Origin of the sequence: Streptomyces flavofungini (genome assembly GCF_030388665.1) — a bacterium.
GTDB classification, from domain to species: Bacteria; Actinomycetota; Actinomycetes; order Streptomycetales; family Streptomycetaceae; genus Streptomyces; species Streptomyces flavofungini_A.
Genome location: NZ_CP128846.1, coordinates 596,091 through 612,266, shown reverse-complemented (window position 1 = coordinate 612,266; position 16,176 = coordinate 596,091). Strand labels below are relative to the sequence as shown.

15 protein-coding genes and 1 pseudogene are annotated in these 16,176 nt (G+C 67.1%); 9 read left to right on the top strand and 7 right to left on the bottom strand.

Annotation, left to right across the window (positions count from 1 at the left end):
* Nucleotides 1–97 precede the first annotated feature (97 nt).
* Nucleotides 98–238, top strand: coding sequence for a hypothetical protein (locus QUY26_RS02670; protein WP_289956401.1), 141 nt, complete (start codon nt 98–100; stop codon nt 236–238).
* 19 nt (nt 239–257) lie between these two features.
* Here QUY26_RS02670 and QUY26_RS02665 read toward each other — a convergent pair whose 3' ends face one another.
* From QUY26_RS02665 to QUY26_RS02655, 3 genes are all read right to left on the bottom strand, one after another.
* Nucleotides 258–1,043: an HNH endonuclease gene (locus QUY26_RS02665; RefSeq protein ID WP_289943473.1), complete on the bottom strand. Its 786-nt coding sequence runs from the start codon at nt 1,041–1,043 to the stop codon at nt 258–260.
* 56 nt (nt 1,044–1,099) lie between these two features.
* Complete coding sequence (locus tag QUY26_RS02660; protein ID WP_289943472.1) at nt 1,100–2,734, bottom strand: AAA family ATPase; 1,635 nt, start codon at nt 2,732–2,734, stop codon at nt 1,100–1,102.
* Nucleotides 2,735–2,855: 121 nt separating this feature from the next.
* A complete protein-coding gene (locus QUY26_RS02655) occupies nt 2,856–3,836 on the bottom strand; it encodes a site-specific integrase (RefSeq protein WP_289943471.1) in 981 nt (326 codons plus the stop codon).
* 269 nt (nt 3,837–4,105) lie between these two features.
* Here QUY26_RS02655 and QUY26_RS02650 point away from each other — a divergent pair, with 269 nt between their 5' ends.
* Nucleotides 4,106–5,287, top strand: a complete 1,182-nt coding sequence (locus tag QUY26_RS02650; protein WP_289943470.1) for a protein-L-isoaspartate(D-aspartate) O-methyltransferase — start codon at nt 4,106–4,108, stop codon at nt 5,285–5,287.
* Nucleotides 5,288–5,439: 152 nt separating this feature from the next.
* On the opposite strand, the gene QUY26_RS02645 is transcribed toward QUY26_RS02650, so the two are convergent.
* Nucleotides 5,440–5,871: a hypothetical protein gene (locus tag QUY26_RS02645; protein WP_289943469.1), complete on the bottom strand. Its 432-nt coding sequence runs from the start codon at nt 5,869–5,871 to the stop codon at nt 5,440–5,442.
* A 218-nt stretch (nt 5,872–6,089) separates the two neighbouring features.
* Here QUY26_RS02645 and QUY26_RS02640 point away from each other — a divergent pair.
* Nucleotides 6,090–6,934: pseudogene (locus tag QUY26_RS02640) on the top strand (IS5 family transposase).
* Between the two features lie 15 nt (nt 6,935–6,949).
* Here the strand turns inward: QUY26_RS02640 and QUY26_RS02635 are convergent.
* From QUY26_RS02635 to QUY26_RS40890, 3 genes are all read right to left on the bottom strand, one after another.
* Nucleotides 6,950–7,183: a hypothetical protein gene (locus tag QUY26_RS02635; RefSeq protein ID WP_289943468.1), complete on the bottom strand. Its 234-nt coding sequence runs from the start codon at nt 7,181–7,183 to the stop codon at nt 6,950–6,952.
* 638 nt (nt 7,184–7,821) lie between these two features.
* Complete coding sequence (locus QUY26_RS02630) at nt 7,822–8,241, bottom strand: SCO4402 family protein (RefSeq protein WP_289943467.1); 420 nt, start codon at nt 8,239–8,241, stop codon at nt 7,822–7,824.
* Nucleotides 8,226–8,903 carry a pre-toxin TG domain-containing protein gene (locus QUY26_RS40890; protein ID WP_354670752.1) on the bottom strand — a complete coding sequence of 226 codons (678 nt, stop codon included), beginning with the start codon at nt 8,901–8,903 and terminating at the stop codon, nt 8,226–8,228. Before QUY26_RS40890 ends, QUY26_RS02630 begins: the two co-directional genes overlap by 16 nt.
* A gap of 405 nt (nt 8,904–9,308) precedes the next feature.
* Here QUY26_RS40890 and QUY26_RS02620 point away from each other — a divergent pair, with 405 nt between their 5' ends.
* From QUY26_RS02620 to QUY26_RS02595, 6 genes are all read left to right on the top strand, one after another.
* Complete coding sequence (locus QUY26_RS02620) at nt 9,309–11,453, top strand: WD40 repeat domain-containing protein (protein ID WP_354670662.1); 2,145 nt, start codon at nt 9,309–9,311, stop codon at nt 11,451–11,453.
* Between the two features lie 203 nt (nt 11,454–11,656).
* Nucleotides 11,657–11,941 carry a hypothetical protein gene (locus QUY26_RS02615; RefSeq protein ID WP_289943464.1) on the top strand — a complete coding sequence of 95 codons (285 nt, stop codon included), beginning with the start codon at nt 11,657–11,659 and terminating at the stop codon, nt 11,939–11,941.
* Between the two features lie 272 nt (nt 11,942–12,213).
* Nucleotides 12,214–12,723 carry a hypothetical protein gene (locus QUY26_RS02610; RefSeq protein ID WP_289956398.1) on the top strand — a complete coding sequence of 170 codons (510 nt, stop codon included), beginning with the start codon at nt 12,214–12,216 and terminating at the stop codon, nt 12,721–12,723.
* Nucleotides 12,723–12,959 carry a hypothetical protein gene (locus QUY26_RS02605; protein WP_354670751.1) on the top strand — a complete coding sequence of 79 codons (237 nt, stop codon included), beginning with the start codon at nt 12,723–12,725 and terminating at the stop codon, nt 12,957–12,959. Before QUY26_RS02610 ends, QUY26_RS02605 begins: the two co-directional genes overlap by 1 nt.
* Before the next feature lie 1,556 nt (nt 12,960–14,515).
* Nucleotides 14,516–14,713, top strand: a complete 198-nt coding sequence (locus QUY26_RS02600; RefSeq protein ID WP_172387188.1) for a helix-turn-helix transcriptional regulator — start codon at nt 14,516–14,518, stop codon at nt 14,711–14,713.
* The gene (locus QUY26_RS02595; protein WP_289943462.1) at nt 14,710–16,098 is read left to right on the top strand and encodes a tyrosine-type recombinase/integrase; all 1,389 of its coding nucleotides are present in this window, start codon (nt 14,710–14,712) and stop codon (nt 16,096–16,098) included. Before QUY26_RS02600 ends, QUY26_RS02595 begins: the two co-directional genes overlap by 4 nt.
* Nucleotides 16,099–16,176: the final 78 nt, after the last annotated feature.

Sequence of the window (16,176 nt, the reverse complement as noted above, 5' to 3'; positions counted from 1 at the left end):
CGATCGGCAGTAGGCAGCACCGTACGGCTCCCGCGCGAGGAACAGATGTTCCTGTGGGTAACCCCGGATGTCAGTGCCGTCTGGGACGCTCACCAGCATGGACGAGCTGATGCCGCGCCGTGTCTACGGCAGCGACCGCGAGGACCCCGACCCGGGCCCGAAACCCGGCTACACCTACCGCGAACTGGTCGGCGGACCGCTGGGCGGCCTCCTGGTCTTCTGTGAACTAGAGGTGTGAGACGGCGATTTGACTGACTTCATAGGAACGAGCCGCCGCAAAAGGCATCATCTCGGGCAAGGGTCCGGTATGCCACCCCCTCCCAGCCGTTGGGGCGATAAGCGAGGCGTGTCGAGGCCTCGCCTGTCAGGTAATCGCGGACCAGGCCCGCACCGCCCACCGCGAAGGTCGTCGTGAGGAGCTGGCGGACGCTGCTCAGGGTGCGGTTGGCCTGAACGGAGAAGCGTTCGGCCAGGTCGAACAGAACGAAATGGTGTCGGGTCCGGTCGATGAGGAGGGAGTCCCACATCGGCGGCGGGTTGACATAGAACTCGAGCCAAACAGGCTCGGTGCCCGCGACCCTTGCGTCGAGCCAGGAGTCATTGTCAATGCGATCAAGATAAGGATGAAGAGGAGTAGTTTCAGCTTGGGTGGGCAGTTTCTCACCCTTTGCGTGATTGCAGTCGGTGCACGCGGGAACGAGATTCAGCGGGTCGACGCAGAGCGCGGGGAACATCTTCTTGGGCAGGTAGTGATCCAGGGTGCGAACCACACCGTAGCCGCAAAGAGGGCATCGCTCGTCCTTGGGCCCAGCCATGAGCTGGTCGTAGATGGCGCGGCCGTTTCGGGTGTTGACCATGCCGTTGTCGTATACCCACTGGACGGCATCCCTGGCTGGAATGCCCGGCACCGCGAAGTCCGCGCCGAGCAGTTCGTGTAGCGCGCCCGCCTGTGCGGCCTGCCGGAAGTGCTCGCCGGCAGCCTCAACGTCGTCGCCAGCGGCCAGCAAGTGCGCGCGCCGATCCAGGTCCCTGGTGGACGCCACGCAGGCTTCGTAGCTGTTCCGAGCGGTGATTGACGGCGGGTCCAGCGGCCACATCATCAGTGTCCGTTCGCGGCACGGTATGCCAGGAGGATCCGAACCAAGCCCTTCGCCTCACCGCCGAGCTGCCCGCCGAAGTGGTCCAGAACCTGCTCGTAGGATCCGATGTCGTTGACGGCCTTCTCGATCTCTGCGTGGAAACCAGATTCTCGGACCTCGAGGTTGAAGACCTCGTGGGTGAGGATTCCGACGTTCTCGCCGTAGGTTTCAATAGCGGGCCGCTCAGGTGCGTGGCGGTCGAAGCGGCTGACCTTCCAGACGCAGGAGCGCGGTACCTCCTGCAAGACCACCGGGGAATGAGTGCCGATCAGGGCAACGCCATTGCGGTCAGTGAGCAGATCCGACAGAGCCCGGATGAAGGAGGCAAGTAGTGGCGGATGTAGATGGGCCTCGGGCTCGTCCAGGAGCACCAACGACTGCTCTGCGACGGTCTCCACCAGCCGGGTGATGGTCAGCAGGATGATGGCGTGCCCCGAGCTGAGGGAGGAGAAGATCTTCCGCGCGGTGACAGCGTCCTTCTTGTGGATCTTCTTGCGCCTGTGCATGGCTCGGGCGAAGCCGTGGATGGGGGACTCGTAGAAGTGCGGATCGCTGCTCAGCTTGTTCAGGGCGTCGATCCAGCGGCTGACACGGCCGGCGGCCATGACCTCCTCGACGCTCCTGCAGAACTCCTCCGCAAGATCGTCGTACGACTTGCGCTCATGCGTGGGGCGACCCATCTCATCGACTTTGGCCAGACCGACATACGTGTACGCCACCGCCTCTTCCACCGGCTCAGCCGGCGGAGCCTCCTCGCCGGAGACGTCCTTGCTCCCATCCCAGCCCTTCAGCTGAGGGTGCCCGTCCTCATCCACGTCGGCCTCAGCTGCAGTGTGGTCCTGGACGGGGTCGAAAGCGCTGAACGTGACGGCGACGACGTTCGCGAAGGATCCCTGCATTCCACTGGGCCAGGTGATCTCCCCGGCGCGAGCGCCTCCCACTCCCGAGTCCAGCACCGCCCGGGCGACGTTGCCGAGAACGGTGGTCTTGCCGACCCCGTTACGGCCAATGAGTACATGGATGTTGGTCGGGGGCCGGGAGTGCGGTTCAACGGAGAAGGACAGAGGCCAGGCAGCCGTTCCGCCAACAGACGGCGGCGGAAGGTAGGCGAAGTGATATGCCGTCAGCCGGGGACCACCGTGAGCGATACGCCTGAACTGGGCCTCGACGGTTTGCGGTGTGACGCTGCGCAGAAGCGAGGTCTTAGTGACGTCCCAGCCAAAGGCTGAGTCGAAGGCAGCAGAGCTGAAGGCGATGTCGCAGAGCCCCCTGAGGATCTCCAGGCGGGTTCCTGCACCGAGCTTGCGGATATTCTCGTAGTACATGTCGCTCTGCCCCACGGAGAACCAATGCAGTTGGCGATCATGTCCTGTCAGCTCATCGAACTCACCGGCTTCGAGAGGCCTCTCATCCCGGATGAGATCGGCGTAGGCGATCTTGACCGAGCCCAGCTGGTGGAGAGTCCCGGCATTGTCTCGGAACCAGAGGTTGTACAGCGTCAGGTAGTCGTCATCGGGCCAAGGCGCCGGCGCCAGAAGACAAGCCCGCGGTCCGTCCTGGGGCAGCTCATCCGCCTCCAGCACAATGAAGCGCACGCACCCCTCCTAGGATCGAGATAGTGAAGTACCGAACGTCCGAATCGTGGGGGAGTTCGACCTCCTACGCGGTGCGTGCCGGGCGTGAACGCTCATCGGGGCGACACGTTCTTGCCGTCTGTCACGGTTCCCGTGTCTGGCTGGCGCGAGCCACGATCTGGTCGAACGTGGGGATCCCGATGAAGACCTGGGAAGCCCTGCCTTCCTGTTGCCTGTCGAGTTGGCCGATCTTCTCTCGTGCTGCGGCAAGACTGGTGGATAGGCCTTCAACCTCGCCCAACCAGCCCTCACGCTGGGCCTCGGCGATCCGGTCGGAGAGATTGTCTCGGATCTCAACCAGCCGGGGCCTTTCCGCTGGGGAGACGATGAGTACGGGGCATCGTACGCAGGCGTGTTCATGGACGCAGTCGCTTCCGTAGGCGCGTCCGCACTCGCCAAGCGCGAGTTTGCGGCGCTCGAAGTGTCCCAGGAACTCGTCCCATTCCTCTGGGGTGACCACGCGGTATTCCTCTGGTAGGCGCAAGGCGCGGCGCCGGGCGAGGAAGGCCCGGTGGGCCTCGATAGCGTCCTTGGGGTAGATCGCCGCGTAGCCCATGGTGGTGTGGATGTCCTTGTGTCCGGCGATGACCTGGGCGATGTGGGGTGGCAGGCCGTTGAGGACGGCGTCGGTGATGAAGATGCGTCGGAAGTCCAGGGGCTGGAACCGCAGGGGCGCCCCGGAGGTGTCGGTAAGGCCGGAGTCTTCCAGAGTCTCGTCCAGAGCCTTGCGGACGAAGCTGACGGTGAAGGCCACGTGCTCGTCGCCGGAGACGTACTGGAAGAGCAGCGGGATCGGCGGATTCCAGACGCGCTCGCCGACGTCGTAGCTCGGGATGGCCGGGATGATCCCATCTTCGGCGCGCACGCGGGCGACGACGGCGCTGAGCACGTCCGCTAGCTCCGGGCTGACCAGCAGCAGTCGTTCACGGTCGGTCTTGGACGGGGCGATCTGCAGGAGGGGAATGACCTGGCTCGTGGTGGGCAGCCGGTAGCTGATGATGCTCTGGTGGCTGAGCTCCAAGAGCTCTTCGATCCGGATGCCGGTGTGGCGGAGGATTTCCACGGTGACCCAGGCGAAGAAGGCCCGGCGTTCTTCGGCGTCCAGGTGCCGCAGGCGTCCGCTCTCGTCCCACGCCCGCGTGGGCCTCTGGTTGGCGCGCCTGCTGGAAGGCGGGACGGTGAAGCGTTCGCCAATGATGGTGAAGGTAGACCCTAGGGGGGGGCGGCGTGCAGCGCTGTGAGCCGTGCGGCGGCTTCCTTGAGGCGCCGCTCGGCGGTGCGGACCAAGGCGGGCAGTAAGGGAAGTGGCAGTGGCCCGTCTTCGGGATAGCCGTGGACAACCGTGCGTTCGTCGAGCACCTCATCACGCGGGGCGAGCTCCCCGAGAAGTGGCGGGCGCCCTTCACCCGCGTGGCGCGCGAGGACTTCGTGCCCGACCGCGTCTGGACCAAGCAGGCCGGCCGGTGGATCGCGGTCGACCGCGGCCGCGAGCGCGAACGCTGGAGTGAGCTCGTGCACAGCCCCGGCTACCTCATCACCCAGCTCGACGACGGCCTCCCCGGCGGGCCCGGGCACCCGACCAGTTCATCCTCCATGCCCGCGGTCAACGCCGAACTCCTCGATGTCCTCGACCTCCACGCGGGCCACCGGGTCTGCGAGGCAGGCGCCGGTTACGGCTGGACGGCGGCCCTGCTGAGCGATATCGCCGGCGAGGACAGCGTGACCACCATTGAGATCGACCCCGGCCTCACCCGCGCCTGCAAAATCCACCTGCACGCGGCCGGCCACCACCCGCACGTCGTACTCGGCGACGCCACCCACGGCTGCCCGAGGCGCGCGCCCTTCGACCGCTTCCTGTCCACCATGGCCGTCCGGCGCATCCCGCTTGCCTGGCTCCGGCAGACGCCCGGCGGCATCATCGTCACGCCCTTCCACACTCCGCTCGCCCCTTACGGGCTGCTGCGCCTCGAGGTGAGCGACGACGGCCGCCGCGCGCACGGCCGCTTCACCGGCACCGTCGCCTTCATGTGGTCACGTCCCCAACGCCCCGCCCCCTGGCCCGAGGGGACCTCACCGGTACGTGAATCCCTCGCCGCGCTCGACCCCGCGGCCCTCCCGGGCGACGTCCGGGCCCAGTTCGCCCTCGGCCTGAAGCTCCCCGACCTCGTGCACGCCTGGCGCTATGACGCTGGGGAGAGGTACGAGAGCCTGCGCGTGCGGATCTGGGACGAGACCGGCTCCCGCGCGGTGGCCTACTGCCACGGCCCGCGGGCAGTCTTCCAGAGCGGACCGCGCGACCTGTGGGACGAAGTGGAACAGGCCTACACCTGGTACCAGACCGCGGGGGCGCCGGGACCGCGGGACTTCGAGGTCACCGTCGGGCCGCGCGGCCGCCATGAGATCCACCTTCCGCAACGTGGGCAGAGCTGGGTCCTCCCACCGCTCGCTCCCGCCCCCACCGGCCCACAGCAGGCCGGGCGTACAGCGACGGGAGCACCCGGCCTTCGTCCATGAGCTCGCTGCCACTCCCATGCTCACGTCACAGGCCAGCGGGTCCCAGAAGCACAACGCTCGCCTCCCTGGCACGGTGCCGGGCATCGGTGGAGCACGGAAGGCCCGCGCCGGAGGGCCTGCGCGTACCGGCCACCCCGCGAGTCAGGTCCCGTTCAGCGGAGGGCCTCGCTGCGCAGCGCGCGCAGCAGGGCCAGGGCGTCGTCGTTCTGAGCGTCGGTGAACGCGTGGAGCGCCAGGAGGATGGACCGGGCGACCTGCTTCGCGGTGGCGGGGTCGTCGCCGACGAGAGCGGCCTGATTGTGCAGGGCGTCGGTCAGGACGAAGACGACGCGGGCCATCGGATCACTGTTGATCTCCGCGACCAGACGGCCCGTTTCATCGTGATCCATGGTGGCGTCGATACCGAACGCAGCGATCAGGATGCGGTGCAGCGTGTGCTGTCCGTACGCGGCGAGCAGAGCCGGCAACGGGCGCTCGCCTGCACCGCCTGCCAGGACCGTCAAGGCAGCGTCGTTGCCTTCGACGACGGCCTCCAGTGCGGCTAAGGCCCTCAGGTGCTCATCGCGAGTCAGCTCGATCTCCATGCCGCCGCAGGCTAGACCAGCGCCTGCAGCACGAGGTGGTGTTCGCCGCGGAAACCACCCGCAGTGAGGGCAGTGGAGCGCGGGAAGCACGACCGAGTTGGCAGCCGCCGCACGCCGCGGTGATGACTCTGCCGTGCCCCGTGAGCCGCCACCTGGTCAGGCCGGCGGGCCCGGGCGCTAGGCAGTTTCGTTCGGATCAGCCAGTCGTTGGTCCGGGTGTGCCGTTAACAGATGCGCAGTGGACGCGGATCGAGCCGTTGCTCCCGGACCGGACGCCGAAGCGGGGCGGCCGCTGGCGGGATCATCGTGAGGTGATCGACGCGATCGCGTTCAAGTTCCAGAGCGGAACGCAGTGGGTCCACCTGCCGGAGAAGTACGGCAACTGGCGAGGCGTCTACAACCGGTTGAGGATGTGGGCCGTCGATGGCACCTGGGAGCGGGTGTTCACCGCGCTGATGGCCCAGGCCGACGCCGACGAGGACCTGGCTTGGGCCGTGTCGGTGGACTCCACGATCGTGCGGGCTCACCAGCACGCGGCCGGGGCCCGCAAAAAGGGGCCCCGGCCGGCGAACCGGCCGACCACGCCGTCGGCCGGTCCCGCGGCGGGCTGACGACCAAGATCCACCTCGCAGCCGATGCCCGCTGCCGACCTCTCGCGTTCGTTCTCACCGCCGGCCAGGCCGGCGATGCACCGGCTTTCACCGACGTCATGGCCCGCCTGCGCGTTCCCCGGCGACGCGGGCGACCGCGCACCAGGCCGGACGTGGTCCTGGCGAACAAGGCGTATTCATCCCGTGCGATCCGCGACCACCTACGCAAGCGCGGCATCCGGGCAGTGATTCCGGTCCCGGCAGACCAGCGTGGCCACCGGCTGCGACGAGGCAGCCGGGGCGGCAGGCCACCGGTCTTCGACCGCGAGACCTACAAGCAGCGCAACACCGTTGAGCGGTGCATCAACCGCCTCAAACAGTGGCGCGGCATCGCCACCCGCTACGAGAAGACAGCCACCATCTACCTGGCCGGACTCCACATCGCCGCCATCTTCCTGTGGTCCGCCCGCTGATCCAAACGAAAGTCCCTAGTCGCCGCCGTTGGGGTGGGCACGGTAGGAGTCGCGCAGGCGCCGTTGCTCGGGGGTGAGGATCAGGTCGCCGTCGCGGAGCATGCTGGGCAGCGGCCCGCACTCCTGGCAGTTGGGCATACCGCAGTAATGGCAGTCACCCTCGGCGTTGTTCCACCGGCGGCCGAGACGCTCGGCTCCGGCCTTGCTCCAGCCCTGGATCCGGACGGGCGGTTGAGAGTCGTCAGGCATGAGGCCTCCCCCTATCACGGCGGACCCGCATCTCAAGGGCGGGCGAGCCCCGCAGGGGCGGGGAGCGACACAATTCAGGGCGTCCCCCGCACGCGGCCGGGACCCTGCAGCCAGGGTAGGCCCGCACGCGCTGGTGTGGAGGTGGTTCATCCTCACGCCCGCGAACTCCCCGTCGGCCTCCGGTCCCGCACGAGCACCGGCAACGCCCCTCGGCACAGAACTGATCCCACTCGATCACCCGCCGCCACAGACCGGCTCTCGGATGGCCGTCCCGCGGGTGCGTGAGCAGGTCGCGCCCGGGTGCCACCGCCGGGGTGATCACGCTCCCCACGGAGCATTGCGCAAAGACTCGTGGAGCAGCTGCAGGAGTTCACCGCAGGCCACTGACTGACCAGCGGCACACGTGAGATGGGGGAGTCCGGCCCCGGCCACCGGTTCCGAGGCCACCGGCCGGACGGACTCCCCGCCGACGCCCACACGAAGGAGACGTCCATGAACAACCCTAGCCCCCACCCACCCGCCGCGAGCCGGGAACCGGAACGAAGATTCACACAGCAGGCGGGCCGCACAGAAGGCTCTGTGCGGCCCGCCTGCTGTGTGCCCCAGGGGGCGCCATTCACGCCCTGTTTCCGTGGAGATCAGGCCGGCGGCCCGCTGTGCAGCTCAGGTTCTTCGAGGGCGGCAAGGGCAGCTTGCGCAGCGACCACGACCAGCGGCCACAGGGGGGATCGGAGGAACTCCGCGTCTGGAACATCCGCACTTACGTCCTCCAGTACGGCGTCGAGGGCGCGGGCCAACTCCTCCATGGCCCGCACCTCTTGCTCTGATGCCAGCGTGTTCCCGAGGGCCGCCTCGGGCGAAGCGAGGACAGTTGTGTCGTCGTACAGGATGTGCACGTTCAGGGTGAGGTCGTCGTAGTAGTCCGGATGTGGGTATGTGCGATCGATCCACACCTTTTGCTGGTGCTCGGGGGAGGCGAGGGCTCGGACGGCGCTGACTACTTCGGCGCGCATCTCGGGGAGGTTGACGGCTTTCCTTGTAGTCACGGCTTGTTCCATGCCTTCCACTTGACCCATTCGTCCACGGGGATGTGCGCGGCACGGGGGTTGTCCTTGATCGAGCCGTTGATCACCTTGCCGTCGCGCCCGATTATCTTCCCGCCTGAGTTGATGACGACGTGATCGACTTGCTGGTACTTCTGAGGGTTGCTCGGTTCGCCCTTGTCGATCCGCACGCCGTTGCCCTTGCCATCGTTCCAGCGGTAGCCGACCCCCTTCTTGTTGAGCGTCTCGTACTCCTTCAGCGAAGACGGGATCTTGTCATAGGCATTCCTTGGAAGCCATCCGTCGACCTTCCCTGTCGCCTTTTCGGCCTTCATGGCCTTGGACAGGTCTTCCGCCGTGATGGCCTTCTTGCCTGCCTTCATCCAGCGCAGGAGCACCACGGACCCGAGGATACGGTCAGTTCCGCTGAGGCCCCGCCCGGTGATTTTGTCCTTCCCGGTGATGCCCTCGAGAATCCCCTTCCCGTCGCCGATCCCGGGAACCAGGTCCAGGAGGGCGGAGAGACCAACTCTCAGGTTGGCGTTCTCTAGTGGGGATTTTCCGGTAACAATTCCCTCGAGAGTGATCGGGAAGTCGATGTGGACGCGATCAGTGATCTTGTTGAGCCGCTCGGCGGCCTTGACAAATTCAGGGATGACCTTATTGAGGTCGCCCATGGCTTTGTTCGCCTTGGTGATCCCCTTGTTGGCTTCGGCCAGCCCGGAATTAGCCTTGTCGATGCCCTTGTTCATCTCCTTCAGGCCCCGATTGATCTGATCGACGCCCTTGTTCATCTGGTCGAGGGCGCCACTCATCTTCTTGAAGCCCTTATTGATATCCTCAAGGTCCTTGTGGAGCTCAGGGTCGGAGATGAAGTCCGCGAAGCGGCTGACTGCAAGGGTTCCGTAATACACGGCCTTGCCGAGTGCCCAGGCTTTCTTGCCGGAGTCCTCGACGTCGAGAAGGAGGTTCGTGAACTGCTTGTCGGCCTTGGCTTCGAGGCGCTTGATCTCGGCCTTGGCTGTCGGTGAGCTCCCCTCAATGGCCGAGATGACCGTCAGGGCATCCACATACTGATTCATATGCAGCAGGGCATCGCGCAGCGGATCCTGACGGCCCTGGTCCGCCCTGCTGATGGGGCCCTGCACATCCCGGCGGCGCGCCAGCAGCTCCCGCTCGACGAACTGCGTGACCTGGCCGCCGTCGACGGTACGCCCGAGGCGCTGCGGGCCGTCGACGAGGTCCTGGCCGTCCTCTCCTGCCACCGCATCGTCACCACCGACCGGGTGCGTGAGCCGGGGCGGCCCGGCGACGCGGAGGGGACTCCGGTGGCCGAGCTGATCCACGACGCGCTCATCCGCGACTGGGACACCCTGCGCATGTGGGTCGAGCAGGACACCCGGTTCCAGGACTGGCTCCACCGCGCCCGTACCCAGCACGCCCGCTGGCAGGAACACCGCCACCCCCAGGACCTGCCCGCCGGAACCGTCCTCGCCGAGGGCATGGACTGGTCGGACCGTCGCCGCCTGCCGGCTGACCTCCAAGCCTTCCTCGACGCCGGACGCCGCCACCAGCAGACCGTCATCCGGCGCAGCAGGCGCCTCAACGCCGTCCTGGCTACCGTCCTTGCCCTCGCCCTGATCGCCTCGGGGGTGGCCTTCTGGCAGCGGCAGACAGCGATCACTGCCCGGCAGACAGCCGACACCCAACGGCAGGCCGCCCAGTCCCGGCAACTCGCCTCCCGGTCCGCCTCTCTGATCAGCACCAACCCCGATCTCGCATCCCTCCTCGCGGTCAGCGCCTACCGCACCAGCCCGACCGCGGAAGCCACCGGCAGTCTCAGCGCCGCCGCGAGCCTTCCTCTGCGTCATCGCCTCACCGGTCACACCGGCAGCGTGCGGTCGGTGGCGTTCAGTCCCGACGGGCGCACTCTGGCCACCGCCGGCGAAGACGACACGGTTCGGCTGTGGGATGCAGCCACCGGCAAGAAACGCACCACCTTCACCGGCCACCAAGACGACGTGCACTCGGTGGCGTTCAGTCCAGACGGGCACACCCTGGCCACCGCCAGCGCCGACCGCACCGTTCGGCTGTGGGATACGGCCACCAGCAAGCAACGCAGCCCGCTCGCCGGCCACACCAGCTTCGCGCTCTCGGTGGTGTTCAGTCCCGACGGGCGCACTTTTGCCACCGGCGAATACGACACGGTTCGGCTGTGGGGTACGGCCACGGGCAAGAAACGCACCACCCTCACCGGCCACACTGGCTACGCTCGCTCGGCGGCGTTCAGTCCCGACGGGCGCACTCTGGCCACCGCCAGCAGCGATCACACCGCGCGGCTGTGGGATGCGGCCACCGGCAAGGAACGTGCCACCCTCGCCGGCCACACCGGCAGCGTGTCCTCGGTGGTGTTCAGTCCCGACGGGCGCACCCTCGCCACCGCCAGCAAAGACGACACCGCGCGGCTGTGGGATACGGCCACCGGCAAGCAACGCATCACCCTCACCGGCCACCAAGACGACGTGCTCTCGGTGGCGTTCAGTCCCGACGGGCACACCCTCGCCACCGCCAGCGCCGACGAGACCGTGCGGCGGTGGGATGTGGCCACCGGCAAGCAACGTGCTGTCCTCACCGACAGCGACAGCCTCACCGTGTGGTCGGTGGTGTTCAGTCCCGACGGGCACACCCTCGCCACGAACGACGCTGACAATAATGTTCGGCTATGGGACGTGGCCGCCGGCAAAGAACGCGCCACCCTCGCCGGCCACACCGGTAGCGTGCGGTCGGTGGTGTTCAGCCCCGACGGGCGCACCCTCGCCACCGCCAGCAGCGATCACACCGCGCGACTATGGGATGCGGCCACCGGCAAGGAACGTGCCACCCTCGCCGGCCACACCGGCAGCGTGTCCTCGGTGGCGTTCAGTCCCGACGGGCACACTCTGGCCACCGCCAGCAAAGACGACACCGTGCGGCTGTGGGATACGGCCACCAGCAAGACCCTCACCATCCTCACTGACCACACCAGCGCCGTGAGTTCGGTGGCGTTCAGTCCCGACGGGCGCACCCTCGCAACGGGCAACGCTGGCAACACCGCGCGGCTGTGGTCTCACATCGGTCCGGACACCGAGATCAAGATGATCTGCAAGGCCATTGCCCGCGACCTCACCCCCGCGGAGAATGCCGTATACCTGCCTGATCAGCCCACCGAGCCCGCCTGCCCCGCGTGACTTTGCCCCTTACTGACACTCGCTACCGGACCGGATCGCGGTGGAGAACCGCCGGGACAGGTCACGCGAACAGTAGGCCGCGACAGGGGCGTTCGTCGGCCATAGCGGACAGTCACCCCTCGCGACCTGGTCGACGAACGTGCGCCGCGGGCACAACGGACCGTCACAGAAAAGGGTGCCGCGCCGACAGCTCGATTCACACCATGTGCCCGCCGGCCGCCACTGTCCACTCGCGCACCGCCAAGGTTTTCGAGACGCTCGGCGACAGGGCCAACTCCGCCCGCAGCTACGCGGCCGCCACCGCCAGCCGCCCGGGCACCACCTACGCGCGGATCATCGCCCTCGACCTGGTCGCCCAGGCCGAACAGCAGGCCAAGCAGGGCCACATCGAGCAGGCGTGCACCACCTGGGGTCGGGCCATCGACACCATGGCCGGAGTGAAGTCCACCCGGTGTGAGCGGTCAAACAATTACCCACAATCTGCATGATCGGCGTCACCTAATTCCCCACCCCGGCGGTCACGATTCCCCAGGGGGACGCTGACCGTTGATGGTGCTCGTGACCGCGCTCGAACTGGCCCGATGTTCCCTGTTTCGGGTGGTTTGAGTATCTGTTGGATCTTCCTTGCGTATCCGTCGGGTTCCCCATGGGCATGCCGGTGCCGGGTTGAGGGTCCTGGCCCTCTCGGAGACGTCACGGTCCCTCGACCTGCGAACCGAGAGGTCGACAGACACACCGGATGGCAAGGAGAACGTTCACCGTGGTCGACATCGTCGAGATTTACGTGCACTGGTACGCCGGCCGCTCAAAGAGCCAGGTGTCCGTCTCGCTGGGGGTGGACCGCAAGACGGTCAGGAAGTACCTGGCGCCGGCGGAGGCCGCCGGGATCACCCCGGGCGGGCCGCCCATGAGCGAGGCGGACTGGGCCAAGCAGCTCAAGAGCTGGTTCCCGGAGCTGGCCAGCCGGAAGCTGAACCAGGTGCGGTGGGGAGAGATCGAGCCGCACCGCGATCACGTCAAGTCCCTGCTGGAGACCACCACGGTCACCACGATCCATCAACGGCTGCGGGACGAGGGCAAGTTGAAGGTGTCCTTGTCGACGTTCCGCCGCTGGGTGCATGAGAACCTGCCGACGAGGCGGCCCGCTCGAAGGTCACGGTGCTGCGGGATGCTGTCGAGCCGGGCTCGGAGTCCCAGATCGACTACGGCTTCCTGGGGCAGTGGATCAATCCGGCTACGGGGAAACGGCACCGGATCTGGGCGTTCGTGATGGTGCTTCCCGCCTCGCGACACATGTTCGTCCGTCCGGTGCAGCACATGGACCAGCACGCCTGGACGCTCGCGCATGCGGAAGCCTTCCGCTTCTTCGGCGGTGTCCCGCGGCGTCTGGTCCCGGACAACCTGAAGACCGGGGTGGACAAGCCGTACTCCGGGCGGTCGGTGGCGACGGGAAGCCCGTGCTGGAGAGCGTGCGGGCGGGCCGTGAGGAGGGCCGGGGGCCGATGATGTGGGCGTAGAACCTGTAGACACCGGGCTTGATCGGCATCGGAGGCATCGTCGCTTCCTCTCCTGGCTCTCCGGGCGGCGGCGGGGTCACCACCGGTGCTGTCCACCTTGACGTCGATCGCAAGCTTGTAGAAGGACCGAAAGCCGCCAAGCTGAGCAAGGCGGGAAGTAAGCGGTCATTCCCGCCAATCAGCTCAGGCGGTCTTGACCCCCACGCAGCCCCGAGCCCGGCACCCTCCGTCACCGGGCCGCCCCCAGCAAGCTCCACCTCCGCCGGCCGGGCCTCGCCCTCCAGCGCCTTCAGCCAGCAGTACGCGTACGCACCCGGCTCGCGCAGCGTTCGCCATGCCCCCACCTGTGGCCAAGATCAATCGCGGGGAAGCCCGTTCGCGGAGAAGCCTCCGCCTCGCGCGAAGAGCAGAGGGCGGAGAACACAGGGCAAGGCGCTATCGCCCCAGTACGGGCCGTCGCCTGACCTGGGGGCGGTTAGGCCCGAGATCCGTTGGTCAACGGAGTCGCTGCCCGCAGCGCGCTCGGCGCGGATTCGCCCACGGCAGACGAGAAAGAGCCCCAAGGGACTGGAACCTCCTCCGAGACCATGTCAACGTACAACGTCCCGGAAAACACCTGGTCAGCCAAGGGAACGGACCTCCGGGCCATCCGGCAGACAGGTCGAGTACCTTGGCAGCCCCTTACTCCCGTCCTAATCGGTCTCACCGCCGAGGCCTGTCTCAAGGAGGCAAATCTGTCGAATCCCGCCCTCCGATCCGCCCGCTTCACCGCCCCCATCCTCTTGGCGCTCGGCGCTCTGAATGCGTGGACCGCACAGGAGACGGAAGAATACGGTGCCCTTGCCGCGGCGCTGTGCCTATGCGTCTGCGCGGCCGGACTGTTCGGCGAGGACCTGGTGCAACGGGGCTACCGTCGTGATCGAGCGGTCCTCGCGCACATCGCGGTGCACCCCGGAGCCGCAACTCGACACGTCGCCCAAGCCCTTGGCTCCTCCGAGCGCGTGGTGGCCCGTAGCCTCAGCCGACTCACCGATGACGGGCTTCTGATGCTGTTCACGGATGGAGCGCCCCCCGTTCTCCGGTCCTATCGACTGGCTTCCTGAAGCAGGCGGCACGAGCGCCAGGGGTGCTTCCCTTCGTGCTGCGCGATACATAGCAGACGATCCCCGGTTAGCGAAACCGGGGATTCTCCAGAGCATTGATGGTGTTCGCACCCGGCTGTGCTTGGCGGCGGGGCCGTGGCGAACGCAGCTGGCAGCGCCGCACGCATTCGCGAGGAGGTAGTAGCGCGGATGTTGCCACCTGCTGATACGTCAATGACCGCGCTTTCATGCCACGGCTAAGGCCGCCCGCTACGCAATTTCCCCCCTCCGGACCGCTCGCCCGAGTGCCGTGAGGAAAACCACGCTGCTTCGATCCTCGATGCCGCGCTGCCTCTTCCCGTCCGCTCCATGATGTGCGGCCATGCAGAGCTGGGGAGCTGTGCTGCGTATGCGTGCCTGGATTTCTGGCATGAAGCCTTTACCAACACGAAGGTGATATTGCATGGCTCGCCCTCCCGCGCTGAAGCTCGCCGAGGTTCTGGCGGAGATCCGTATGAGTCCGTCAGCGTTCTACCGAATGCGCGCTCGCGGGCAAGCACCCCACATGATCAAGTTGCCCAATGGCGAACTCCGGTGCCGTCGCGCAGACCTGGACGCCTGGTGGGAAGCATGCGAGAGAGATTCTGACACTTGGCGATGAGCTACAACGTCCGCTTCTGGGACATACGCGAGCGCCCTGGCCGGCGCAGCCGTTTCCAGGTGCGGTGGACGGTCAACGGGCGCGAGAATTCAGAATCGTTCAGCACTGTCGGGCTCGCCGAGAGCAGGCATGCGAAGCTCATGACGGCGGCGCGCGAGGGCGAGCCGTTCGACGAGCACACGGGCCTGCCGGCGTCCGAGCTGCGGGCTATTAAGCAGCGGACGACGTGGTACGACCTTGCCCACGAATACCTCGACCAGCGGTGGGACCGTACGCCGGGAAACACCCGCCGCACTCTGGCCGACGCATTCGCCACGATCACGCCTGCCCTGGTGCACCGGGGTGCAAGTTATCCGGAGCCGCGGGTGCTGCGGCGTGCTCTGTACTCGTGGGCGTTCAACAAGAACGCATGGGCCCAGGAGCCGACCGAGGAGTGGCGGAAGGCGCTGGACTGGATTAGGCGGAACTCCCTGCCGGTCAGCGCTCTTGCGGCAGCCGATGTACTGCGCCGGGCATTGGACGCTCTGTGTCGCAAGGTGGACGGCAAGGCCGCTGCGGCCAAGACGGCGCGGCGCAAGCGGGCTGCGTTCAACGAAGTTCTCAACACCGCTGTGGAGAAAGGTTACTTCACGGAGAACCCCCTCAAGGGGCTCCGGTGGAGCGCTCCGGCGGTCAACGAGGAAGTGGACCCGGCTGCCGTCCCCAATCCGGCTCAGGTCGCCCGCCTGCTCACGGCGGTCGCCGAACTGCGTGGGCGCGGTCCTCACCTGGAGGCGTTCTTCGGCTGCATGTACTACGCGGCCATGCGACCGGCGGAGGTCATCCACCTCCGGCGCGAGCAGTGCCATCTGCCCGAGACCGGGTGGGGGATGCTCAACCTGTCGGGCGGCGTCGTCACTGCGGGAAAGGAGTGGACGGACGACGGCGCGGTGCACGAGGTGCACTCGCTCAAGCGCCGTGCGGCTACTGCAACCCGGCCTGTGCCCATCCCTCCGCAGTTCGTGCGCATGCTCCTCGCACACATCGAACGGTTCGGTGTGGCGCCGGACGGTCGGCTGTTCCGGAACCAGGCCGGCAACTACGTGGACGCAGCCGCGTACGGCACGACGTGGGCACGGGCACGGAAGTATGTCCTGACCCGCACGGAACTCGCCTCCGGCCTGGCCAAGCGGCCCTACGACCTCCGGCACGCCGGGATCTCGTTCTGGCTGTACTCCGGTGTGGACCCGGCCGAATGCGCTCGCCGCGCGGGTCAGAGCATCGAGGTCCTCTTCCGTCACTACGCCAAGTTCCTGGACGGCGTCCGGGAGCAGGCCAACCGCCTCATCGAGCAGTCCATGGCGGAGTGGGACCGCGTCAGCCAGGGCGGGGCGTCTGCCGGGTGAGCCGGGATCTGGACCGGAAATAGACCGGAAGAGCTGGTCAGGAACGCGATAGCGGAGGGAGAAACTGGGAGTTACAAC